Raw genomic sequence first — 22,783 nt, 5'->3', positions numbered from 1 at the left:
ATTTGGAGAGGAGGAAACAATGAGGGAGATCGATCTTCTTGTCGAGCATGCCGATTATGTGATCACCATGGATCCCGAGCGGCGAATAATAGGAAATGGTTCTCTTGCCGTTGCAAAAGACACCATTATCGATCTTGGTCCCGATGAGGAACTTGCCGGCCGCTATCTGGCGAAGAAACGAATCGATGCCTCAGGAAGGTTCCTCTTTCCCGGTTTTATCACCACGCACACCCATCTCTTTCAGACCCTCCTCAAGGGACTGGGACGGGATAAGTCCCTCTTTGAGTGGCTCAACAGCTCGGTGAGGGTTGCGCTGCATAACTACGATCCGGAATGCATGTATTGGGGCGCGATGACCGGGCTCACAGAGGCCCTCAGAACAGGGACCACAACGGTAACGGATTTTCAGTATTGCCATGCCGTGCCGGGACTCGACCAGCCTGTTCTTGATGCCTACGAGGATCTTGGTATTCGGGGGGTATTGAGTAAGAGTCATACCGATGTTTCCGGCTTTTCCCCCGAGATTGCCTGCGAATGGACCGAAAGTGAGGATGCGTTTATCCGCGACAGCGACGATCTCTGCTGCAGATATGAGCATCATCCCTCCATAAGCATCTCTGTTGCCCCGGGAATTATCTGGGATCTGAGTCGCCGTGGCTACCAGCTTACCCGGGAACTTGCCGATAAGTGGAAAATTCCCATCACCATGCATCTGGTAGAGACCGAAGATGACGATCAGTATGCTCATGCCAACTACGGAATCGGTTCGATAGACCTTCTGGAAGAAACCGGCATGCTGGGTCCCGATTTTGTGGCGGTTCATAGTGTCTATGTGACTGAAAGGGATATCGAACGCTTCAAGCGATACGGCGTCAGTGTCTGCCACTGTCCCGTCTCCAATATGATCCTTGCCTCCGGCACCGCACCGGTACCGAGATTTTTGCAGGAAGGAATTCCCGTCAGTCTCGGCCCCGATGGGGCTGCGAGCAACGATAGCCAGGATACCCTTGAGCTTTTGAAGACGACGGCCCTTCTTCACAAGCTTGTTTCAAAGGATGCCTCGGTAGTCAGTGCTGCGGAGGTCCTTGAAATGGCTACCCTTGGAGGGGCCAGAGCCCTCTTGAGGGAGAAGGAGATAGGAAGTTTGGAGATCGGGAAAAAGGCCGATTTTTTCATCTACAATCCCGAACATGTTCGGTCGATTCCGGTGCATGATCCGATTTCATCACTGGTCTATTCCTCGACACAGGCAAATATTGAAACAACGGTGGTTGCCGGCCGCCCCCTGCTCGAGAATGGAATACTTGTAACTGCCGATGAGGCTTTGATACGGAGGGAGACTCAACGTGTTGCAAGCTCGCTGATACGTCGGTCGGGCCTCGGTAATGTTCAGTGGGGACGACGAATGGGAAGATGCGATGAATAGTATCTTCTTGCATAGAAGAGAAATATTTGGAAAAGAGCTGAGTACCGTATATCTTGCCGGTTTCCTCGAGCTTTCGACGGTTATGACCAGCTTTACGCTTATTCCCCTCTATGTCAAACATGCAGGCGGCGGGGATTTCGCCATTGGAGTACAGGCGGCGATTTTTACCCTCTTTTCCGTACTCTTTCGGTTTCTACTTGGATCCCTTGCCGACAGTCGAGGCCGGAAGCTCTCTCTTCTCATCGGTTCCCTTGTCTTTTCCACGGCGCCTATCGGTATCTGGCTCAGCCCCAGCCTTGTGGTCATGGCCCTGTTTCGCGTCTATCAGGCTATAGGGATGGCCACGTTTCTCTCCGCTGCAACCAGTTACGTTGCCGACCACACTCCGGATGAGCTTAGGGGAACAGGCATCGGAATGTATCGAACGGCTGTTACCTTATCGGTCATGATTGCTCCTGCACTAGGCATGACGCTTATTCAAAACTTTGGATTTGCATCGTTTTTTATTGCTTCATCTCTTTGCGGGGTGGCTGGAACACTTTTGATTCTTACGCTCCCCGAAAAAATCGGAGAACCACACCAAGCTTCTCCGGATGAGGAAAAAGGCGTCTCCGTCAGAGAGCTGTTTGATCTTTTTCGTATTCCGGAGCTGCGGAGCACATATTTGGGAATTTTTGCCTTGAGCATGGCAAGTGGAATTTTGCTTACCTTTCTTACCGGATATGCGCTTGGTTTTCCCTCTATCGGTAATCCAGCCTTCTATTTCACCATACGGGAATCCCTGGGGGCCTTGGGGACCATGGCGCTTGGGGCCCTCTCCGACAGGCTGGGGCGCGACCGGCTTCTCGGTCCCGTTCTTCTCTCTTTTGCCGCCGGTTGTGCCATCCTTGCCTTTATGGAAGTTTCGCCCCGTCTGCTTTACTATCTTTCCGCCGTTATTTCCGGTGTCGGGTATGCCGGGGCTCTTGCACTCCTGATTGCCAAGGTGGTCGATTCCGTTCCTGCCAGGCTTCGAGCCTCGGCTCTTGCGTTTCAAGAAAGTGCCATTGATGGCGGAAATGCCTTTGGCATTTTCATTTTCGGCTCGGCCCTTTCCCTCTTCTCTTTTCCCGTTCTCTTTGCCGCTATGGCCCTCTTTATCATGACGATTCCCTTTCTTAGCGTTTTGGCAAGGGGAGAGCGAAAAGGTCGGACCGCCGCCCGATAGTTCTTTGTGACATTCATTTTTCCCTTATGGTGGATAAAATAGTGTGTTTCTGTATATAGTATCTGAAACCGTTCTCAAAAATAAATAAGTCCGTGTTGACAGCAGGAGAGAAAGAGGGGATAATATTTGCAAGATCATCTATACATCTATACATATAGGTGTATGATGTTCCGTGGCTCAGTACCCTGGCAGCGGTTTGCTGCATACATACATAGGGGTGACCCAGCCCCGAAAAAAAGGAGAAAAAGGGTATGAAGAGAAACAAGATTCTTATTGCGATGATGGTCATTGCAGTACTGTGCACCGGTGTTCTGTTTGCCGGCGGACAGCAGGATGCGGCCCCAGCCGCCGATACTACTTCGTCTGATGCGCCTGCTCAGGTCAAAGTTGCAATGTTGATGTCCGGTCCCATCAACGACGGTGGTTGGAATACGTCCGCATACGAGGGATTAACGCGGCTGCGGGACGAACTCGGTTTTGAAATTGCATATACCGAGATGGTTCCTCAGTCTCAGCAGAAGTCTATCCTTCGGAATTATGCACAGAGGGGATATGACCTGGTGATTGGTCACGGTTTTGAATTCGGTGATTCAATCATGGAAGTGGCCCCCGAGTTCCCCAATGTAAAATTCTATCAGGTTGGTGGTGAAGTTCAGGCCGATAACGTCGGTTCCGGCGTCTTTGGTCTCGGCGAGTTATCTTATCTGGCTGGAAAGCTTTCCGCAAAATTTACAAAGACCAACAAAATCGGTTTCATCGGTGCCATGGAAATTCCTACCACCCTGGCCGAGATCGACATGCTGAGAGAAACCATTGCGGAAGTTAATCCCAAGGCAAGTTTTACCGTTGCGTATACCGGTAGCTGGACCGACGTCAACAAGGGTAAAGAAGCGGCCCTTGCGCAGATTGCCAATGGTGTTGATGTTATTGTTGCCATCGGTGACGCTTGTGACGTTGGTGCCATTCAGGCGGCCAAAGAGCGGGGGGCCTATGTGATCGGATGGTCCGGTGATTTCAACAGTCTTGCTCCTGATATCGTTCTTACCTCCATGGTCCAGAGTGTTCCCGATATGATCCTGATGCAGGGCAAAATGCTCAAAGAAGGAAATTGGAAGGGAATGTCCAAGGTATGGGGGGTCGCCGACGGTGTCGAATATCCTGGAACCTGGTCAAAAATGGTTCCTGCCGAGCTTAAGGATGAGGTTATGGCCGATTTCGAAGCTATGAAGGCTGGTACGCTGCACAAGAGGGTTAACTAACCCTTTCACCAAAATCAATCACGTAAAATTGCAGACGGGGCGCGTATACCTGTGCGTCCTGTCTGCAAATATCCACACGTCGAAAACAGATTTGGAAGGACGGTATTGTGGCACCGATTCTAGAGATCAAGGATCTTACCAAAAGGTTTTCCCGGGTATTGGCGAACGATAAGGTTTCTCTTCAGGTTGAAAAAGGCGAGGTTCGGGCTCTGCTCGGCGAAAATGGTGCCGGTAAATCAACCCTGATGAGTTGTCTGTATGGATTATACGGAATGGATTCGGGAGAAATCCTGGTCGATGGAAAACCGGTCTATATCGGCAACTGTGAAGATGCTATTCGCCTGGGAATTGGGATGGTTAATCAGCATTTTATGCTGATTCAGAAGTTGACGGTAACCGAGAATGTCATTCTTGGTTTGAAAAGCGGAAAAGGCCCCTGGGTTGACTATCATGGGGCAGCGGAAAAGATACAAGCGCTTTCCGATCGATATAATTTTTGTATCAATCCAAACGCCGTTATAGGGGATCTCTCCGTTGGACTTCAACAGCGTGTCGAAATACTAAAAGTACTTTACAGACATTCAAACATCATGATTTTTGATGAACCTACTGCGGTACTGACCCCAAATGAGGTTCTTGAATTCTTTGAAATCATCAAGCTCTTCAAGAAAGAAGGGAGAACTATTCTTTTCATCACTCACAAACTTGGGGAGGTGATGACAATTTGTGATTCGGTTACGGTCCTAAGGGATGGTAAGGTTGTTGGTAATGTTGCCGTGAAGGATACCAGCGAGTCAGAGCTTGCAAAGATGATGGTCGGCCGGGAAGTCTTTCTCAAGGAGGCGGAGCCGACAAAAAAGGTCGGAGATGTTGTCCTTAGGGTCCAGGACCTTCATGTGAAGGGAAGCATGGGCGTAGATGCTGTTCGCGGCCTCTCTTTTGAAATACGTAGCGGCGAGGTTCTCGGTATTGCAGGTGTTGATGGAAATGGTCAACTCGAGCTTGGTAATGCCCTGACAGGACTTGCTCCCGTGACCTCCGGGAAGATCGAAATTCTTGGTGAGGAGACGACGAACTGGTCCACTGCAAAGTTGCATGGTAAGAATGTTTCCCACATTCCTCCCGACCGTCAACGAACAGGTTTGATATTGAATTATCCCGTTCAGGATAATATGGTGGTAAAAGAGATTTCCAACCACAAATTCTCCCAATTCGGTTTTCTTAAAAGAAGAGTCATCAAAGAATATGCGAAACGCCTTATAGCATCCTATGATGTACGAGGATGTGTTCCTGAAACCTATGCAAAGCAGCTCTCCGGCGGTAACCAGCAGAAGGTCATTCTCGCACGGGAATTCGAGCAAAAACCGAAGCTCATCATTGCGGTTCAGCCGACCCGCGGACTTGATATTTCGGCAATAGAGTTCGTTCGGGCGGAACTTGTCAAGCAGCGTGATGCCGGTGCCGCTATACTGCTCATTTCTACCGAGCTCGATGAAATCCTTTCGCTTTCCGATCGGATTGAGGTTATCTACGAGGGGCAGTTTACCGGCTCACTTGTCGGTCATCATGTCGATCCCATGGAGATTGGTCTGCAGATGGCCGGTAGGAAGGTTCCAGGCAGCTGCGATGAGACGGAGCGTGTACAGCTATGAAAGAAAAATTACGAGAACTATTACAGTGGAGTAGGCTCCGAACCGTTGTCATTCCCGTGATCGGGGTCCTGATCGGAATGCTTGTCGGATCCTTGGTAATTGTGAACAAAGACCGAAGTCTTTTTACCGTTATGGGACAGCTTTTTTATGGGGCATTCGGCAATCTGAATAATTTTTCGCAAAGCCTTGTATTCGCCATTCCCCTCGGTTTCACCGGTCTTGCAATTGCTTTTAGCTACAGTGCGGGTATCTTCAATATAGGTGCCGAGGGACAGCTTCAGCTTGCCGCCCTTGCCACAGCCGTTGTCGCTACCAGCGGTTTTCTTGAATCATCCCCCCTCTTACTGCCGGTGGTTCTCATCTGTGGTATGATCATGGGGGCTCTCTGGGCACTTTTACCGGGTATCCTAAAGGCTTATAAAGGCTTTAATGAAATTGTTGTTACCATGCTGCTCAATTATGTGGCCATCTTGCTTGTCAGTTTTTTTCTTCAGGGGCCTTTAAAAGCGGAGGGTGCTTACTATCCCCAGACCGACGCCTTCCCTGATACCGCATTACTGCATAAGGTAATTCGAGGCTATACCCTGCACCAGGGAATTTGGGTTTTCATTCTCATGGTTGTCATTGTATGGGTGATCCTCTACAAAACCACCTTTGGTTTTAAGATCAGGGCGGTAGGATTCAATCCGGAAGGGGCCCTTTATGCGGGAATCGACTACCGGAAGATTCTTGTCCTTTCCATGGTTGTCTCCGGGGCCTTGGCCGGTCTTGCAGGATCGGTGGAGGTCCTCGGTGTCCATCGACGTCTTATGGAAGGTTTTTCGCCTGGTTACGGTTATGATGCCATCGCCGTTGCTTTGCTGGCCAATCTCAATCCTGTGGGTATCATCTTTTCTTCCTTCTTTTTCGGTGCTCTTCGTAACGCCGCGAGTGGGCTGCAAATCGATTTCGGGATTCCCGTCTCATTTATCTATATCATTCAGGCTTTGGCAATTATTTTTGTCATTGCGGCCCAGGGAATGCCGCGTTTCTTTCGCAGGCTGAAAAGGAGACTTCAGAATGTTTAGCGAACTCATACACATGATCTTTTCGCAGGATTTTTTGGCTTCCTGTATTCGCCTTGCAACGCCCCTTTTGCTTGCTTCCATGGGCGGTATCTTTTCCGAGCGTAGCGGGGTGCTTTTTCTCGGACTTGAGGGCTTTATGTTGATGGGCGCCTTTTTTGGGTTTCTCGGCAGCTACTACCTTGGGGCGGTGCAGGGAATTGTATTAGCGGTACTGTTTAATATGATCATTGCTCTGGTCTATGCGTTCTGTACCGTTACGCTTGCAGTTGATCAGGTAGTGGTGAGTGTTTCCGTCAATATCCTTGGCCTTGGCATCACCGGAGCTTTTTCCCGTGTTCTTTTCGGAGCCCATACACAACAGCTTATGGGGCAGCGTCTTATGGCGGTTGCCATTCCGGGACTCTCATCCATCCCCATCATTGGTGTTCTCTTTCGGCAAAATCCTTTTACCTATATTGCCTATATTTTGATTCCCGTCGTCTATATCATCTTTTTTAAGACAAACTGGGGCTTGAAGATTCGTGCGGTGGGGGAAAATCCGAAAGCAGCCGAAACCATGGGGATAAAGGTCCATAAAATACGTTACATTTCGATTCTTTGGGCTTCGGCTTTCGCTGCCATCGGGGGGGCAAGCCAGACCATAGGTGACCTGGGGCTTTTTGTCGACAACATGATTGCAGGAAAAGGCTATATTGGTTTTGCGGCGATTATTCTCGGCCGTTTCCATCCTTTATACACAGCCCTGACGGTCTTCTTTTTTGGAATTGTCGATGCTTTTCAGCTTAACCTTCAGGCCATGGGAAGTTCCATTCCCTACCAATTCCCTCTGATGATGCCGTATCTACTTACCTTGATTGCTTTCTTGATTGCCGGTTCCGGACTGGCTCCGAAGGCGTGGGGAAGTCCATATATTCTCGAAGAATAGAAGATCGGATCTTGTCTCTTTGAAACCGGTTGGCTATGCTACAACCGGTTTCTTTTTGTGTATATGATGGAGGAACGTATGAACTCAATTCTTGGCGATTGCGTTGAATTGGCAAAGCAGATGGTTTCGATTCCGAGTGTAAGCGGATCAGAATCGAGACTTGCTGCTTTTCTGCAAAATCAGCTTGCCACTTGTCGAGGCTGCGATTGTTCTATAGATGGCTGGGCTAGCCTTATAGCGCTGTTTCCCGGAAAAAATAAACGACTTTTGCTTTTCGACGGGCATATCGATACGGTCGATGCCGACGCTTCGCTCTGGAGCAGCGATCCTTTCACTGGCTCCGTACGCGACGGGAAGCTTTACGGCCGGGGCTCCTCAGATATGAAAGGGGCTTTGGCTGCCATGATCTCCGCGGCAGCTTTACTTGTTGATGAGAAGGGAGAACTCCCTGGTTCCGGCATCGTCGTCTGCGGTACTGCAGGAGAAGAACTTTTTGAAGGCTTCACCCTCGGAAAGATAGTCACTGCGCTGCATTCTGCCGGATATTCGGTTGAGGGGGTTATTATCGGCGAAGCAAGTAAAAGACGATTAATGTACGGACAGCGGGGGCGTGTTGAAATTGAATTGACGACCATCGGTAAGTCGGCTCATTCCTCTTCGCCCGAAGCTGGCGTGAACGCCGTTGATGCAATGGTCGGCTTGCTTAGCTCGCTGGATGAGATGGACGTTCCTGTCGATCCCGTTTTGGGGCCGGGTATCGGGGTTGTAACCGATATCCTCTCTTCTCCATATCCCGGAGCTTCGGTCCTTCCTGCCCAATGTCGTGTAACCATCGACCGCAGAACCCTTCCGGGCGAGACCGGTAGTTCTGTTCTTTCCAGGTATCGGGAGCATATTGCGGCATTTGAGAGGAACGAGCCGAAGTACAAGGTGGAGGTCAGGATTGCAAAGGGATCATATCTGGGGTCCGATGGTAAAAAGGAAGAGATTGAAAAGGCCCCCCCTGCGTGGTTGCTTTCAGAGGATGACCCCTTTCGCCGAACTATTTCGGCGGTTCTTTCAAAGGCGGGAGTCCTTGAGGGGGAAGGTACCTATCGCTTTTGTACAAACGGTAGCTGGAGTTGTGGGGTCGCTGGTATTCCCACCCTCGGCTTTGGACCCGGCAGAGAGGAGTGCGCCCATATTAATGATGAATACCTTGAGATTGAAGAGCTCTGTAAGGCAGTGAAGGGATATGATGCTATTATGCGATGGTGGAGCGGTGTGTCTTGACAGAAACGACTGGTCGGAAGAGAATAGTCGCCACCTTTTCCCCTAAAAAATGAAAGAGGGCTTTTATGAAGACGACTGAGCTTTTGGAAGCGGCGCTTGCCGCAAGGGAGAACGCCTATGCACCCTATTCTGGTTTTAAGGTCGGTGCGGCCCTGGTAAGTAGTGCTTCCAAAACGGTGTACAGTGGATGCAACGTGGAAAATGCGAGCTACGGCGCCACCATATGTGCCGAACGAGGTGCAGTGATGAAAGCAATGTCGGAGGAGGGGCATCTTTCCGTCAAAGCTCTGCTTGTGGTCAGTGATGCCGCACAGGCCGCTGTCCCCTGTGCCGTTTGCCTTCAGGTGCTTTCCGAATTTTGTTCGGCAGAGACTCCCGTGTATGTTGCAAACCTTTCCGGGATTGTACAGACCTACACCTTCGGCGAATTACTTCCTGTTCCATTTAACAGCATACCGGAATAGCCAAACGACAATGGCTTCGCTATTTGATTTCCTGCTGAAACTCTTTGCCAGAATTTTCTGGGGCAGCGAGGAGGAGTGGTATAAGCATAAGCAGCGAAAAGCCATTATAAAAAGCCTTAGAGAGCGCCATCCCGATTGGCTTGATTCCTCGGGAAAGCGTCTTGGGGAAGGATTCGCTTCAGCCATGCTGAAGCTGGCTCGAGGTATCCACAGTTTTGCCGGGGAATTTTCCCGCCTCTCTGCCTTTGGCAGGGATGAGCAGGTGACGGCGGAGATAGCCAGAACTTTGTTTCGCTCCTGGATGGATGATGAGGCGGTCGAGCTGTTGGAATCCCTCTCATACGAAAAAATGAAAGCTGAAGTTTCCTCCTCTTTAGATCCCTTTGCCGCCCTTGAAAGGCTTGATCTGCGTTTTGAGTCTTTGCTTACGCTCCTCTCCGGTGATCGCTTTTCCGGTTTTTCGGATGGCTTTTTCCATCTTTTACTTTTTGCAGAGTTACTCCGCTATGATTTCCAGGGCCTATTGGTACAATTCGATCCCTCATTTAGTATTCTCAATCCCCGCTATGTTTCGGCATTTTCACCGATAGCCTTGACTCAGGTTGAGGAAGAGCTTCTTGACTTCTACTATATCTGGGAGGATTTCGAGGTATCGATTTCCTTTGAAAGGGATATATCGATTCTCAGTGGTGATGAGGCCTCTGATACCCTGGAACAGCGGCTCTATCATCTGCGTGAGGCCAGGGAAAGGGGATTTTCGGCCGAGGAGTTCCTCCTGCTCCTCCAAATCGAAAAAGAGGATGCCGCTTTTCAGCCCTCTACCTATCCGAAACCTGAGAATAGTCAGCTACACGAGATTCAGCGTATCAAAGAGAAATTTCTGCGAGACCGCTTTCGGCTGGAGAAGTCGGCAAAAGAGAAAAAACTTCGTCCGATTGCGGAGAAACTCTTTCTCGGTATTTCCTACAGGCCGTTGAAGGAATATGGGGAGGGTATTGATCGTCTTCTTCTTGCTGCCGGCTTTGTAGGCTTTCGTTATGTTTTGCCCCTTGAAACGGTGACGAACTTCTTGGAAGCCATCTACCGCCCCTCGATTTCCCGGGAGCTTGCAAAGCTCCTTGATGAGGGTTTTTTCCCCGATCCGACCTTGGGCCAGCGTTTGGTACGCATCATGAGCGATGCCGAAGGGCTTGAAACGAATTTGAAGGCCTTTTGTACCTTTGCAGGTGATGTACCTATCGGGGACCGTACGATCGGGGACAAGGAGGCTGCGTCACTTTTACAATCCGACGGAATTTCTGCCGAGGACCGTACCGCCATTGAAGAGTATCAAAAAACTCTCGATACGGAAGCTGCCGAATTGGTTAAGCAGAGTGGAGCCCTTTTCGGTAAGCTTTATCGTTTTGTTATGCTACTGAATCGTGATGCGAAACAGCGCCAGCCGGGGATCGTTACCAACATACGGGCCATCGAAGGGGTTGAAAAACGAAATATCCAGGAACGATTCCGGGATATCGAAGAGAGCCTCGATCTTTTGGTAGCAATTCTCAAGCGTTATACCGTTGTCGTTTCGCCTTCCGAATATGAGGCTTTGTCCGTTTGATCACTTCTACCTCCGGCAATATTTCCGATAACGGAGGCGACCGCCGCTCCTGCATATGCCGCTGCCTTTAACGCCTCTGGAAGAGAGTGTTCTGCCGCAATGCTTCCGAGGAAGGCTCCCGCAAATGCATCACCTGTGTTCACCGGGTGAATTCCTTTTACGGATAGGGGAGGAATGTAGCGTTCTTCGAGCTTTTCCCCTTCCCATTGAAACATCCATGCCCCCTGAGCACCCATTTTCAGGAGATAACAGTGACCGCGCCTGCAAAATGTATCGATCGCTTTTCGTAGGGCCGAACCCGGCTGCCTGCCGAAGCCAAAATCGACATCAAAAAAATGTTCACTCTCCTCGATGTTGCCGAAGAGTATCAAACGGCTGTTCTTTTCGAGGGAATCTATATGATCGTGGAGTCTGTCGGCAATGAAGGGGGCGGAAAGATCGACGGCGCAAAGGGGGGATGCCACGGTGAAAGTTGCGGGAAACCGTGAGAGCAGAAACCCTTCGAAGAAGGGAATATCCTGCTTAGAGATCGGGGGAATATGGCATTGCCGAAAGGAAAGTGCCGCTGACGGATTCGCAAAGGGACCTGTCTTGTCTTCCGTGAAGGATATGAATCTACCGGCGGAAAGTGCTTGATCTCCCAATTCCATCTCTGAGGCGACAGGATCAAAAAAGCGGAATTTCCCCATAGCGGCTCCCTGCCTGAAATATTCTTCGTCGCTTCCTGCTGATCCGATCATCGTCACCTTCGAATGATAGACCGCCGCAGCCGCAGCCGCACTGTAAGCGCCACCGGCGGGACCACGAAAAAGCAAGGTTCCTTGCAGATCCAACGCCTCTTCGATCACTTTTACTTCCTCCATGGGAAGATGACGGGAGGTGCTATCCGGAGGGGACATCCCCGCGGGAAAAGCCTTTGCCACCATATCGATCATGGGATTTCCGATGAAAAGGAGTTTCGATCCCCGCTTTATTAAGCCCATCACAAGGCAACCTCTTCGAGAGCGGGCACCGTAATTCGTATTTCTGTGCCGCTTCCCTCTTTACTGACGATTTTGAATGTTCCGGAAAGAAGCCTGACCCGTTCTCTGATACCGGTAATACCGATTTGATAAGGGCCGCGTCCAGGCTTGTAGAGTATCGAGGATGGGGAAAAACCGCTTCCGTTGTCTCTAATTCTCAGGATGATATCGGGGCTGGCACCGAGGAGCGTTACCGAAACCTCGCTGGCACCGGAATGTTTTTTTGTATTATTCAGGCTCTCCTGAACAATGCGATAGAGGTTGATGGCAATGGTAAAATCGTATCTAATCGCATCCATTCCTGTTGCCGAGAACTGAACCGTTATGCCGTATTGTCTGGAAAAATCGCTGCACAGTGCCCGTATCCCGCCCACAAGACCGAGATGATCAAGGTCGTGAGGCCGCAGATTAAGGCTGATATCCCTCGTTTGTTTAATCACCGCCTGCAGTCTGTTGCTGAGTGTCCTCATTCGGCCTCCAAGAAGGGGTGCTACCTCTTCCGCCTCTTCACCGATGGCTTCACTCTCCATCTTGAGGGAGGCAAGTTCCTGTATTACTTCATCATGAAGATCATAGGCAATTTTTTTCCGTTCACCTTCCAGGACCTGGATAAGTGATTGGGTGAGGGTCCGGATGTTTCGATCCAGTAGCTGCTTTTCCCTTGAACTAAAGGCATTTCCCACGAGCAGCAGCAGTATCAGTATGATGACCGCGGCCACAAAAAGGTATTGCAGATTAAACAGAGCCCGTTGTCGCTCACTGTATGCGAGAATATAGGAACGAAAATCGGTAAGGTTCTTTTCGAAAAAATTTACTTGCGGTGATGTCATGTATTTTACCAGAAGTTCGGGGTCTCCCGTAGCATGTTCCGATATGATGACAACAATCTGCTGACGAATAATAGACCATTGAAGCAGAATACTTGTCATCGTCAGGTTGAGGGAAGAATCTATGCGTCTCAAGGCCCGGTATTCCTTACGCTCCGTTGTTGTGCGGAGAAGCTGAGAATAGGATCCGATCGCCAGATCCTTAAGGGAGAGGGGGGGGGGCATGCTGTCGGCCGTGAGTATGCGATCTTTGATCTCTTTCCATCCGCAGATCAATTCGCTGGCAGCAATTTGATTCTGAACGATGACCGTCTGGGCCATGGTGCTGAGAATAAAAAAAAGGGCCAACGCAATCACCGTAAGAAGGATGATTACCGAACCCTGAGGAAGTGTCGGGAGTTTCATTCGAAACGAACTACTTTTTTCCCATGGCATTCAACTTTTCTACTCTTCTCCTATGTCGTTCCTCTTGCGAAACCTGTGCATCGTCGAAGGCATCTATCATTGCCTCCACACTTTCAGGATAATCGATCCGCCCTCCGAAAGCGAGGAAATTGGCATTGTTATGCTCCCTTGCCATTCGTGCGGCAAAGGTGTTCTGAGGAAGGGCGCATCTGATGCCGTCTACCTTATTGGCGGAAATCGAAATGCCGATGCCTGTGCCGCAGGCGACGATGCCGTAATCGTAGCCGCCTTGCAAAAAGGCATCGCACGCTTTTTTCGCCATATCCGGATAGTCGACGGAATCGGTGCTGAACACCCCCAGGTCGTCAACCTCATATCCCTTTTTTTCTATATGGGCAATGATTCGTTTCTTTAATTCAAAAGCGCCGTGATCTACGGCAATCACAATCCTTTTCATGCTGCCAGGCTCCTTTACGCAAAATCTATACGATATAGTATCTGGTTTTGGCGGAAACGGCAATCTCACATTTTAGGGCTGGACGGAGCATAGTTTCCCTGCCAAAATAGCGCCGGAGGCTTTGGGGTGAAAGAGATTGTGATAACAGGGCATCGAAATCCCGATATGGATTCGGTCTGTTCCGCCTGGGCATATGCCCAGCTAAAAAACCAGATTGATCTGGAGCATAGCTATGTTGCGGTTCGATGCGGCCATTTGAATAATCAGACGAAAGAGACCTTCAGGGATCTTGAAACCGAGCCGCCAAGGCTCCTGAAAGATGTTCATCCTCGAGTCGCCGATATCCTCAGCCCCGTTTCCATCTTTTTGAAGGCCGAAGAGCCGATCCTAAAGGCCATTAGGGCGCTTCATGATTATACCGTAAGTATTGTGCCCGTTTTTAAAAGCGAATGGGACAAACATCTTGTCGGGTTGGTGAGCGTTCAGGAGGTCTCCGATTATCTGATAAGCGAGCAGGTGGGCGAGCGCCCCCGCTATACCTTTCGGGTTTCGAATTTTGAAAAGGTACTACCCGGACGGCTGTACCGTCGGGGGAAGGTCGATGGGTTCCGGGCCCCCGTGATGGTCGGTGCCATGCCCTTCAAGGTGAGTGTCGACAGAATCGCCCGTCTGCTTCCCGATACGCCTGTGCTTGTGGTCGGCGAGCGATCCAGTATCATCCAGTATGCAATAAAGAATGAGTTTCCGGCCATTATCCTCACATGGATTGAGGGGGATGCGGCTCCAAGTATAGACCTTTCCGGTTATCAGGGAACGGTATTTCTTTCGGCCACGGATACGGCGGAGACCGTTCGGCTCCTGCGCTTGTCGGCACCGGTAAAGGATATTATGGGAAATGATTACCCCCATCTGACCGAAGAGACCCATTTCGATGATGCCAAGCAGATGCTTATCCAGTCTGAATATCGCGGACTGCCGGTTTTTTCCTCTACCGATCCCGATCACTTTCTGGGAGTCGTTACCAGACGCTGTTTTATCGACAGGCCGAAGCGGCAACTTATTATGGTCGATCACAACGAAGCCTCCCAGAGTATTCGAGGTATCGAACATGCCGAGGTTATCGAGATCATCGACCATCACCGTCTGGCTCCTGAAAAGACCCGCAATCCCATCTATGTCTCTTCGAAGCCTGTCGGCAGTACCTGTACCATCGTTTTTCAGCACTACCTTGCCTTCGATCGGCCGATCACCAAGCGTTGTGCGAAAATTTTGCTTTCCGGAATATTATCGGATACGGTTATCCTCAAAAGCCCAACCACGACGGAAGAGGACCGATCCGCGGTGTTTCGGCTGGCTGAGATAGCCGAAATCGATTATCGTCTTTTCGGAGAACAGATGTTCAGCCGGACCTCGGTCCTTTCGGAAAAGGACCCCGATCACGTGGTCACTTCCGATTTCAAGGTCTATCGGGAATACGGATATTCCATCGGTATCGGCCAGGTTGAGGTCGTGACGTTGGAGGACCTTTCCGAGAACATCCCTGATTTAAGGAGTTCCCTCGATCGTGTAGCAGGGGACCAGCGCCTCGATTGGGTGATGCTTCTTGTGACGAATGTGTTGAAGGAAAACAGCAAGCTGATCAGCCGTACCGCTTCCAGCCTTGATGAACGGCTCATCTATCCGAAGGAGGGGCAGGGGCTCTTTGATCTTCCCGGTATCCTTTCACGGAAGAAGCAACTTCTTCCAGAGGTCTTGCGTGTTTTGGAAGAGGCCTCCGGAACAAGCTGATCGTCATGCGTATTGCGCTTATTCAGCCACCCCTGCGTGATTTTTACCGAACGTCTCACCGTTTGAATGCCCTCGGATTGGAGCTTGTGGGGCAAATCCTGAGGGATGCAGGCTGCGAGGTAGCTCTCTATAATTTCCCGCGTCATAAGCAGGTGAGCTCTCTTGCCCTGCCCAAGGCAGTTTCCCATCTTCGTCCTTTTCTGGTTCCCGGAGAACGGGGAGCCCTCTCCGGCTTCGGTTCATTTCGTCGATTTGGCCCGGACTATGATGAGGCTGCAAGGCTGGTAGGTGAGGGCAGACCTGATCTGGTTTTTATCGGCCTCTTCGCCTGGGCCTACGGAGAAGATGCCCTCTCCATGGCATCCTCGTTTCGTAAGCTCTATCCTGCGTTGCGTCTCGGAATAGGGGGCGCCGGTGTTTCGGTCGACCCCTCCCGTTTTGAGCGATGTGGTTTTTTCGATTTGATTTTTACCGGATTGGGAGAGCTCTCCCTCCTCCGTTGGCTTGCCGCCGGTGCCCCGCTCTCGGGGCGCTTCGACGCTCCTACCGATGCGTGTGGAGGAGAACAGGAGGCTTCCCCCGCCGTTTTTTACTATGAAAAGGGCGGTATTCTGTCAATATCCGCCAGCCGTGGCTGCCCCATGCGTTGCCGTTTCTGCGCCAATCGCCTTGTCCACGGCCTTCGCTTTCGCACGGCATCGGTTTCCCGGATCATGGCCATTGCTGAAAAAGCCGTAGTCGACAGGCATGTGCGGTTGATCGCCTTTGAGGACGACAACCTCTCAGCGGATCGCGCCTGGTTCCTCGAACTGCTTTCCGCTCTTCACCGCAGGTTCCCCGAGGCACGATGTTCCGCAGAGAATGGTATCGATTACCGTTTCCTCGATCCCGATGATCTTCGGATCATTTTTAAACTGGGATTTAGAAAATTCAATTTTTCCATTGCTTCGGTGGAGAGCGGGGAGCGAAAGCGGGAACGGCGTAGCGGCAGCCTCGGACACTATGCCCGGCTTGTTTCGGCTGCCTCCGAGCTTGGCGCGGAGATTATTACCTATTTCATTGCCGGACTTCCCGGCGAGTCTTTCGACACAGCCGTCAAAAACCTCCTCTATCTGGAGACTTTGCCGACGGTGATCGGCATAAGCCTTTTCTATCCCGTTCCCGGAATAGAGGGGTTTGACGCCGGTCAGATTGCCGATGCCCCCTTTCAGAGGGCCCTGGGAAGCGCCGCCTGGCCCTGGGGCGGTGGCTATTCCACGGCCCAGCTGCTTACCGCCTTCAGGCTTTCCCGTCTTGCCAATGCACTTATGCATCCTGAAAAAGATCCGTACACTTCGGCCCTTCTTCACGAGGTTGTTTTGCGGCGTCGGCTTTTGACCCTTCAGGGCAGGCACCATCAATTGGCCGACCTGCCGTGGCAGGATCTGTCAATGGTCCTGTCCTTTCTTGAGAAAAGTTCCCGGGTGCATTCTTTTTCTCGGTGATGTATCATTGAGCTTGGTACTATCATCAAAATAATATACGAAGAATGAGATCTTGGTTATAATTCCCGAAGCCTCTTCCAAATATATTGGCACCTCCGACATGATCTGCCGATTCTTCTACCCCGATTCTGATTGTTATCGAGTGGTGGGCCTCCAGTGATAAGTCCGCAAGGGTGATATCCGATATTTTAACCCCGTCAATGAAGGAGCCTTCCGGGGTTACTCGCCAACTCTTACGGAGACCGTATTGTGATCCTTCAAGTTTCCACCATGTCGGAGTGTATTTCCCTCGCCGGTCTCCGTAATCTCCGGGAGACGTCCATATCCCGATTTTTATGCCGTTTATCGAAACACAAATGTCGGAAAGCCATTCTTTATTGGTTCCCGGGACTTCAGATGATAGTTCGGCTATAAACTCAACGCCTGTGACCGGGCGTTCTTTGTAGAGGCTGTTATTTGGAAATTTGTATTCGATATATCCTGTCTCAAACCAAATGAGGCCGGCCTTCATTCTTGCCGGATCTAAAAATGAAGAAGGAACATCAAGATAGCCGATAATATTTTCTGCCGAGCATAATCCGCAGGGTGCGGTAACGTTATAGCGTGTATAAAGTCCGATAGGCATCTCTACTTCAACAATATCATCCCGAGATTGCTGCGGCTCTTCACCTTTAAGTTTGACAACCATCTCACGATAAACAGGATGACAAATCTTTTGCATTCCTTTTTTGCCTTTAATACTTTCTGTTCGTATCAGACCGGCTTTTTCCAATACCATTACGTTTGTTGCGATGGTAGATTGTGCCATGCCGAGGGCTTGGGCTATTTCATTTATATTGCGTGACCGTTTTTGAACAAGCAAAAGAATTTCAACCCGTATTTCCGAAGCAAGCCCTTTTAATATATCAAGGCCTTGTCGTGGTTCAATAACTAGAATCTGATCCTCATCCATCATTTTATTGAATCATAAATAATGATATTCAACAAGATCCTTTGTTTAGATTTCCCTCGTATTTTCTCCATTTTATAGACATATATTAGGATATAAATCGTAAAAAATGAACTTTACGTCTAAAATAGACCATGTTACAATATTTCACATCAATAGTTGAGTGTAATAGTGTGTACATATGGTATTAACGATAAATTATATTTTTTAATATCATGTATTATGATATATATCAGAAAGGAGGGTTTGTATGTTTTTTGCGTTTGCTAAGCGTTTTTTCTTTCTTATGAGCTTGGCCCTGGTCCTCGTTTTTTCGGTGGTTGCCGGCGGTCAGGGTGAGTCAGAGGGCGTGAAAGGGGGTACAGAACTTGAACTCTGGACATTTCAGGAGACGCATATTGAATTTTATGAGCAGATGGCCAAACTTTGGAATGAAGAATATCCTGATCGCCAAATAGAATTGGTGGCAACTGCCTACCCCTATGATGAGATGCACAATCAATTACTGGTTGCACTTCAATCGGGAGTTGGGGCCCCCGACATTGTTGACGTCGAGATTGCGCGGTTCCCAAACTATCTCAAAGGGGTCCCTCAATTTGCGGCGATGAATGATAAAGTTGAACCCATCATGGACGAATTGGTCAAGGGACGCTTTGAAATTTATGCCAAAGACGGCAAATATTACGGACTTCCGTTCCATGTCGGGGCCTTGGTCATGTATTACAATATGGATATTCTCAATAAGGCTGGGGTGGATCCCGATACCATTGAAACCTGGGATGACTATGTCGAGGCTGGAAAAAAGGTAAAAGCGGCAACCGGTAAACCAATGACTACCATCGAAGTGACCGAACAGTGGAGTTTTTGGCCCTTGATTTCACAACGGGGTTCCGACTTTGTGGACGAAAATGGCAAGATCATTTTAGACAACGACATTAATATCGATACTCTTCAATTCCTTTACGATATGATGCATACATACAACATTGCGATACCGACACCCGGCGGATTCTGTCATTCTGAAGAGTATTATGGTTTCATGAACAATGGCGGAGCTGCGAGTATTGCTATGCCTTTCTGGTATATGAACCGTTTCACAGACTATATGCCGGATCTTAAAGGCAAGATCCTCATCCGTCCCTGTCCGAGGTTTACTCCGACCGGTCACCGTTCGGCAGGTATGGGCGGCACCGGTACCGTGGTAACAAATCAAGCGGACGATATTGAGCTTGCAAAAGATTTCCTTGCCTTTGCAAAGCTGTCAAAAGAAGGCAATATCCTTTTATGGAAACTCTTGGGCTTTGATCCTCCCCGATGGAGTGTCTGGGAAGATCCGGCACTGCATGAGAAGAACAAATTTACCGACTATTACATAAATGGTACAAAAATCTTCGATGAAGTTCTCAAGGTCAAGGATGAGATTTATCCTGTCCATATGTCACCTGCGGTTCCCGATATCATTAATGTCATACAGTCGGAAGTAATGTATCAGGTGCTTGAAGACCAGAGCAAAACGCCTCGAGAGGCATTGGTTGATGCAGCCAATCAGGTCCGCGCTATGTATTAGTCACGATGAATATACCGCGACTGCGGGAAGTATATTGCTTCTCGCAGTCTTTCTTTGAGCCTTTTGAGAAGCTGTGAGAGGTAACTGTATGACCCTGTTCGCCGATAGCAGAAAACGTGCTCCGTATATGTTTGTTTTTCCGTTTATTTTATCTTTTCTTATCTTTTTTTTATATCCGGTTATCAGTACGCTGGTTATGAGTTTTCAGGAAATCGTTCCGGGACAGGTCCGTTTCATAGGAGGGACGAATTATAAACGACTGTTGAATCCACAGTTTTTTACAGCGGTGAAAAATAGTCTTACATATATGTTTTGGACTATTGTCGTTTTGATTCCGGTCCCAATGATTCTGGCTGTCTTGCTGAACTCGATTCCCGGAAAAAAAAGTTATCTGTTGCGGGGGATGCTTTTTATTCCGGCTTTGATGTCGGTAGTTGTCGTTGGCACGATTTTCCGTCTGCTTTTTGCTTCCAGCGATATGGCCCTCGTGAATCGCTTCGTAGGGCTTTTCGGCGGGGAGCCTCAGGCATGGCTTTTAGCTGGCTCGTGGAAGTCCATGTTTCTTCTTGTATTGATAGCTACCTGGAGATGGACCGGAATTAATATTGTTTATTTCCTTTCTGGTTTGCAGCAAATACCTCATGATCTGTATGAGTCGGCGGAAATAGACGGAGCCGGTCCTGTCCAGAAATTATTTCGGATAACAATCCCTCTCCTAAAACCGACAACCGTTTTTGTTACGGCTATCAGCATTTTCGGCGGGCTTGCCATGTTTGAGGAGAGCTACATTTTGTGGAGTGCCGGTTCCCCGGACAATTCCGGGCTTACTATCGTTCGTTATATTTATCGACGGGGATTTGAAGCGGCGGACATGGGGTTTGGTTCTGCAGTCGGTATAGCGCTTCTGTTTCTGGTGCTTTTGGTCAGCTTTACCTTTCTAAAAATAACTGGTTTTTTCAAACAGGAGCGGGTTTAGATGCGAACAGTGGGAAAAAAATCGAAAGTTATCGGCTTTGGCACGGTGGGTATTCTAACGGTAACCGGGCTTGTCTTTTTGTTTCCTGTGTATGCTCTCGTTCTTGCCGCCTTCCGTCCGGGGCAGGAACTAATGAGATTCGGGATTACGTTAAAAACCCTTATCCCCGAAGGCTTGTCCGCTGAGAACATCTTGGGGCTTTTTACCGCCCGTAAGGGTGCCTACGGTTTCTGGCTGCGAAACAGCATTGTCATCATGGTGCTTCGAACCGGTTTGTCGGTCTTGTTTTCGGCCTTTGTAGGATATGGTCTTGGTATGTATGAATTTAAGGGGAGAAGTTTTTTTCTTTCCCTCGTGCTATTTCTGATGGTTGTGCCCATCCAAATCCTTATCTTGCCGCTATACCGTATGATCATTAGCCTTCGTTTGATTAATACGGTATGGGGAGTGATACTGCCGTTTGTTGTCTATCCCTTTGCTATATTCTTTTTCAGGCAATATGCCGTAACCTTGCCAAGGGCCTTTCTTGATGCCGGGCGAATAGACGGAGTGTCGGAGATCGGTATCTTTTTTCGAATCATGATGCCGTTGATGATACCGGCCTTCGGCGCCATGATCATTCTTGTTTCTCTCCAAAGTTGGAATGACTTTCTTTGGCCCCTGATCGTCATGAGAACCGAGAAAATGTTCACCATACCAATAGGGTTGAATTCACTTTTGACTCCCTACGGCAACAATTACGATATGCTTCTTTCCGGTGCTTTTGTTGCCACCGTACCGATTATCATTGTTTTTCTCTTATTTCAACGGTTTTTTATTTCCGGGCTGAGTGCAGGATCAATCAAAGGATAATCAGATATAGGACTCAGATATAGGATAAGGAGTATTGCATCTATGGAAACACTTAGTGGTAAAATAATTGTAGATACGTCATTTACGCTTTCTGAGGTAGATCCGAGACTCTTCGGTTCATTCATTGAACATCTTGGGCGGGCTGTTTACGGTGGCATTTACGATCCTGATCATCCAACAGCCGATGAGCAAGGGTTTCGTGGTGATGTTATCGAGATGGTAAAAAAACTTGACGTTCCGCTGATCCGCTATCCCGGTGGGAATTTTGTTTCCGGTTATCGTTGGGAAGATGGTGTAGGGCCGAAGAGGGAACGTCCTACTCGGCTGGATCTTGCCTGGCGCAGCATCGAGCCTAACCAAATCGGAACAAATGAGTTCATGGACTGGGCGAGTAAGGTCGGGGCCGAAGTCAATCTTGCGGTAAACCTCGGAACCCGCGGTATTGAGGCAGCACAAAGTCTGATTGAATACTGTAATCATCCTTCCGGTACCTATTGGAGTGATCTGCGTCGCTCCCACGGATATCCCGAACCTCACAATATAAAGGTCTGGAGCCTTGGAAATGAGATGGACGGCCGCTGGCAGATCGGGCACAAAACAGCCTATGAGTACGGCCGGCTTGCCTCGGAGGCAGGGCGGGTGATGAAATGGGTTGACCCATCCATCGAGCTGATTGTCTGCGGCAGTTCAAACAGTCGCATGCCAAGCTATCCGGATTGGGAAGCTACGGTCCTTATGGAAACCTACGACGAGGTGGATTATATTGCACTCCACAACTACTATGGTAATGAAGATGATAATATTCTTGAATATATGGCCCAGTCGGAGGATATGGACCATTACATTCGAACCGTCATAGCCACCTGTGATTTTGTAAAGGCAAAAAAGCGAAGTAAGAAGCAGATCAATATCGCTTTTGATGAATGGAATGTCTGGTTTCATTCTAACGAAGCGGATAAAAAACAGGAACCCTGGACCGTCGGGCCTCCGCTCCTCCAGGACCGTTACACCTTGGAAGATGCCGTTCTTGTTGGAGAGCTACTGATTACCCTTCTAAAGCATGCCGACCGCGTCAAGATTGCTTGTCTGGCCCAACTGGTAAATGTCATTGCGCCGATCATGACCGAACCGGAAAAAGGCGCATGGGCCCAAACCATCTACTATCCCTTTCTTCATGCCTCACGTTACGGACGTGGTACCGTGCTTCAGACCCCGTTGGATGCCCCAAGCTATGAAAGTGTAACCTTTGGTGATGTTTCTTACCTTACCGCAATAGCTGTATATAATGAACAAGAAGGAGATTTAACGCTTTTTGCCGTAAATCGATCCCCGGAAAAGAGCATGGAGCTATCTTGTGACCTGCGTTCGTTTGAAGATTTTATGCCTGCAGACCATATCATCCTCGATGGTCCCGATCCCAAGGCCTACAATTCTGCCGATCAACAAAACGTTGTTCCCCGCAGGGGCACACTCCCTGCCTGGGAAAACGGTAGCTGTTCAGTAATACTTCCCCCTCTTTCCTGGAATGTATTACGTTTCTCGAAAGGCGATTGACGTTTTTACGGATATGCCGGCAGTTCA

Annotated in this window: 19 protein-coding genes; 15 read left to right on the top strand and 4 right to left on the bottom strand. The window is 49.3% G+C overall.

Translation table 11 applies throughout. The features are described from left to right. The first annotated feature begins 19 nt into the window (after positions 1-19). From F459_RS0113170 to F459_RS0113130, 9 genes are all read left to right on the top strand, one after another. A complete protein-coding gene (locus F459_RS0113170) occupies positions 20-1,426 on the top strand; it encodes an amidohydrolase family protein (protein WP_020613192.1) in 1,407 nt (468 codons plus the stop codon). After that, positions 1,419-2,633: an MFS transporter gene (locus F459_RS0113165; protein WP_020613191.1), complete on the top strand. Its 1,215-nt coding sequence runs from the start codon at positions 1,419-1,421 to the stop codon at positions 2,631-2,633. The genes F459_RS0113170 and F459_RS0113165 overlap by 8 nt, the downstream gene beginning before the upstream one ends. 251 nt (positions 2,634-2,884) lie before the next feature. After that, positions 2,885-3,892, top strand: a complete 1,008-nt coding sequence (locus F459_RS0113160; RefSeq protein ID WP_020613190.1) for a BMP family protein — start codon at positions 2,885-2,887, stop codon at positions 3,890-3,892. A 107-nt stretch (positions 3,893-3,999) separates the two neighbouring features. After that, a complete protein-coding gene (locus F459_RS0113155) occupies positions 4,000-5,544 on the top strand; it encodes an ABC transporter ATP-binding protein (RefSeq protein ID WP_020613189.1) in 1,545 nt (514 codons plus the stop codon). After that, a complete protein-coding gene (locus tag F459_RS0113150; RefSeq protein WP_020613188.1) occupies positions 5,541-6,611 on the top strand; it encodes an ABC transporter permease in 1,071 nt (356 codons plus the stop codon). The genes F459_RS0113155 and F459_RS0113150 overlap by 4 nt, the downstream gene beginning before the upstream one ends. After that, the gene (locus F459_RS0113145) at positions 6,604-7,536 is read left to right on the top strand and encodes an ABC transporter permease (protein WP_020613187.1); all 933 of its coding nucleotides are present in this window, start codon (positions 6,604-6,606) and stop codon (positions 7,534-7,536) included. The genes F459_RS0113150 and F459_RS0113145 overlap by 8 nt, the downstream gene beginning before the upstream one ends. A gap of 78 nt (positions 7,537-7,614) precedes the next feature. Beyond that, complete coding sequence (locus F459_RS0113140; protein ID WP_020613186.1) at positions 7,615-8,808, top strand: M20/M25/M40 family metallo-hydrolase; 1,194 nt, start codon at positions 7,615-7,617, stop codon at positions 8,806-8,808. 65 nt (positions 8,809-8,873) lie between these two features. Beyond that, positions 8,874-9,272 carry a cytidine deaminase gene (cdd, locus tag F459_RS0113135; RefSeq protein ID WP_020613185.1) on the top strand — a complete coding sequence of 133 codons (399 nt, stop codon included), beginning with the start codon at positions 8,874-8,876 and terminating at the stop codon, positions 9,270-9,272. 10 nt (positions 9,273-9,282) lie between these two features. Beyond that, positions 9,283-10,875, top strand: a complete 1,593-nt coding sequence (locus tag F459_RS0113130) for a hypothetical protein (RefSeq protein WP_020613184.1) — start codon at positions 9,283-9,285, stop codon at positions 10,873-10,875. Here the strand turns inward: F459_RS0113130 and F459_RS0113125 are convergent. Genes F459_RS0113125 through rpiB form a run of 3 tightly spaced genes read right to left on the bottom strand, consistent with a single transcriptional unit; the run spans position 10,827 to position 13,586 of the window. Beyond that, entirely contained in the window at positions 10,827-11,858 is a 1,032-nt protein-coding gene (locus tag F459_RS0113125) for a PfkB family carbohydrate kinase (protein ID WP_020613183.1), read from the bottom strand. The two genes, F459_RS0113130 and F459_RS0113125, sit on opposite strands and share 49 nt — an antisense overlap. Further along, entirely contained in the window at positions 11,858-13,129 is a 1,272-nt protein-coding gene (locus F459_RS0113120) for a sensor histidine kinase (RefSeq protein WP_154651687.1), read from the bottom strand. The genes F459_RS0113125 and F459_RS0113120 overlap by 1 nt, the downstream gene beginning before the upstream one ends. 10 nt (positions 13,130-13,139) lie before the next feature. Beyond that, positions 13,140-13,586, bottom strand: a complete 447-nt coding sequence (gene rpiB / locus F459_RS0113115) for a ribose 5-phosphate isomerase B (RefSeq protein ID WP_020613181.1) — start codon at positions 13,584-13,586, stop codon at positions 13,140-13,142. Positions 13,587-13,712: 126 nt separating this feature from the next. Between rpiB and F459_RS0113110 the strand changes: the two genes are divergently transcribed. Together F459_RS0113110 and F459_RS0113105 are read left to right on the top strand one after the other, a co-directional pair. Next, positions 13,713-15,374, top strand: coding sequence for a putative manganese-dependent inorganic diphosphatase (locus tag F459_RS0113110; protein WP_020613180.1), 1,662 nt, complete (start codon positions 13,713-13,715; stop codon positions 15,372-15,374). Between the two features lie 5 nt (positions 15,375-15,379). Further along, positions 15,380-16,858: a B12-binding domain-containing radical SAM protein gene (locus F459_RS0113105; RefSeq protein WP_020613179.1), complete on the top strand. Its 1,479-nt coding sequence runs from the start codon at positions 15,380-15,382 to the stop codon at positions 16,856-16,858. Positions 16,859-16,883: 25 nt separating this feature from the next. On the opposite strand, the gene F459_RS0113100 is transcribed toward F459_RS0113105, so the two are convergent. After that, a complete protein-coding gene (locus F459_RS0113100; RefSeq protein ID WP_020613178.1) occupies positions 16,884-17,813 on the bottom strand; it encodes an ArsR/SmtB family transcription factor in 930 nt (309 codons plus the stop codon). A gap of 244 nt (positions 17,814-18,057) precedes the next feature. Here F459_RS0113100 and F459_RS0113095 point away from each other — a divergent pair, with 244 nt between their 5' ends. From F459_RS0113095 to arfA, 4 genes are all read left to right on the top strand, one after another. After that, positions 18,058-19,374, top strand: coding sequence for an ABC transporter substrate-binding protein (locus F459_RS0113095; protein ID WP_020613177.1), 1,317 nt, complete (start codon positions 18,058-18,060; stop codon positions 19,372-19,374). A gap of 196 nt (positions 19,375-19,570) precedes the next feature. Beyond that, complete coding sequence (locus F459_RS0113090) at positions 19,571-20,350, top strand: carbohydrate ABC transporter permease (RefSeq protein ID WP_245540173.1); 780 nt, start codon at positions 19,571-19,573, stop codon at positions 20,348-20,350. After that, entirely contained in the window at positions 20,351-21,202 is an 852-nt protein-coding gene (locus tag F459_RS0113085; protein WP_020613175.1) for a carbohydrate ABC transporter permease, read from the top strand. 42 nt (positions 21,203-21,244) lie between these two features. Beyond that, positions 21,245-22,756: an arabinosylfuranosidase ArfA gene (gene arfA / locus F459_RS0113080; RefSeq protein WP_020613174.1), complete on the top strand. Its 1,512-nt coding sequence runs from the start codon at positions 21,245-21,247 to the stop codon at positions 22,754-22,756. Positions 22,757-22,783 lie beyond the last annotated feature (27 nt).

This window comes from Sediminispirochaeta bajacaliforniensis DSM 16054, from assembly GCF_000378205.1.
Classification (GTDB): Bacteria; Spirochaetota; Spirochaetia; order DSM-16054; family Sediminispirochaetaceae; genus Sediminispirochaeta; species Sediminispirochaeta bajacaliforniensis.
Note: the sequence above shows the minus strand (reverse complement) of the source record. Positions and strands in the feature narration are given on the sequence as shown.

Excerpts from the sequence above, each read along its gene's own strand:
- F459_RS0113170 (WP_020613192.1), top strand. The coding sequence starts at position 20 with ATGAGGGAGATCGATCTTCTTGTCGAGCATGCCGATTATGTGATCACC.
- F459_RS0113165 (WP_020613191.1), top strand. The coding sequence starts at position 1,419 with ATGAATAGTATCTTCTTGCATAGAAGAGAAATATTTGGAAAAGAGCTG.
- F459_RS0113160 (WP_020613190.1), top strand. The coding sequence starts at position 2,885 with ATGAAGAGAAACAAGATTCTTATTGCGATGATGGTCATTGCAGTACTG.
- F459_RS0113150 (WP_020613188.1), top strand. The coding sequence starts at position 5,541 with ATGAAAGAAAAATTACGAGAACTATTACAGTGGAGTAGGCTCCGAACC.
- F459_RS0113145 (WP_020613187.1), top strand. The coding sequence starts at position 6,604 with ATGTTTAGCGAACTCATACACATGATCTTTTCGCAGGATTTTTTGGCT.
- F459_RS0113140 (WP_020613186.1), top strand. The coding sequence starts at position 7,615 with ATGAACTCAATTCTTGGCGATTGCGTTGAATTGGCAAAGCAGATGGTT.
- cdd (WP_020613185.1), top strand. The coding sequence starts at position 8,874 with ATGAAGACGACTGAGCTTTTGGAAGCGGCGCTTGCCGCAAGGGAGAAC.
- F459_RS0113130 (WP_020613184.1), top strand. The coding sequence starts at position 9,283 with ATGGCTTCGCTATTTGATTTCCTGCTGAAACTCTTTGCCAGAATTTTC.
- F459_RS0113125 (WP_020613183.1), bottom strand. The coding sequence starts at position 11,858 with ATGGGCTTAATAAAGCGGGGATCGAAACTCCTTTTCATCGGAAATCCC.
- F459_RS0113120 (WP_154651687.1), bottom strand. The coding sequence starts at position 13,129 with ATGAAACTCCCGACACTTCCTCAGGGTTCGGTAATCATCCTTCTTACG.
- rpiB (WP_020613181.1), bottom strand. The coding sequence starts at position 13,586 with ATGAAAAGGATTGTGATTGCCGTAGATCACGGCGCTTTTGAATTAAAG.
- F459_RS0113105 (WP_020613179.1), top strand. The coding sequence starts at position 15,380 with ATGCGTATTGCGCTTATTCAGCCACCCCTGCGTGATTTTTACCGAACG.
- F459_RS0113100 (WP_020613178.1), bottom strand. The coding sequence starts at position 17,813 with ATGATGGATGAGGATCAGATTCTAGTTATTGAACCACGACAAGGCCTT.
- F459_RS0113095 (WP_020613177.1), top strand. The coding sequence starts at position 18,058 with ATGTTTTTTGCGTTTGCTAAGCGTTTTTTCTTTCTTATGAGCTTGGCC.
- F459_RS0113090 (WP_245540173.1), top strand. The coding sequence starts at position 19,571 with ATGAGTTTTCAGGAAATCGTTCCGGGACAGGTCCGTTTCATAGGAGGG.
- F459_RS0113085 (WP_020613175.1), top strand. The coding sequence starts at position 20,351 with ATGCGAACAGTGGGAAAAAAATCGAAAGTTATCGGCTTTGGCACGGTG.
- arfA (WP_020613174.1), top strand. The coding sequence starts at position 21,245 with ATGGAAACACTTAGTGGTAAAATAATTGTAGATACGTCATTTACGCTT.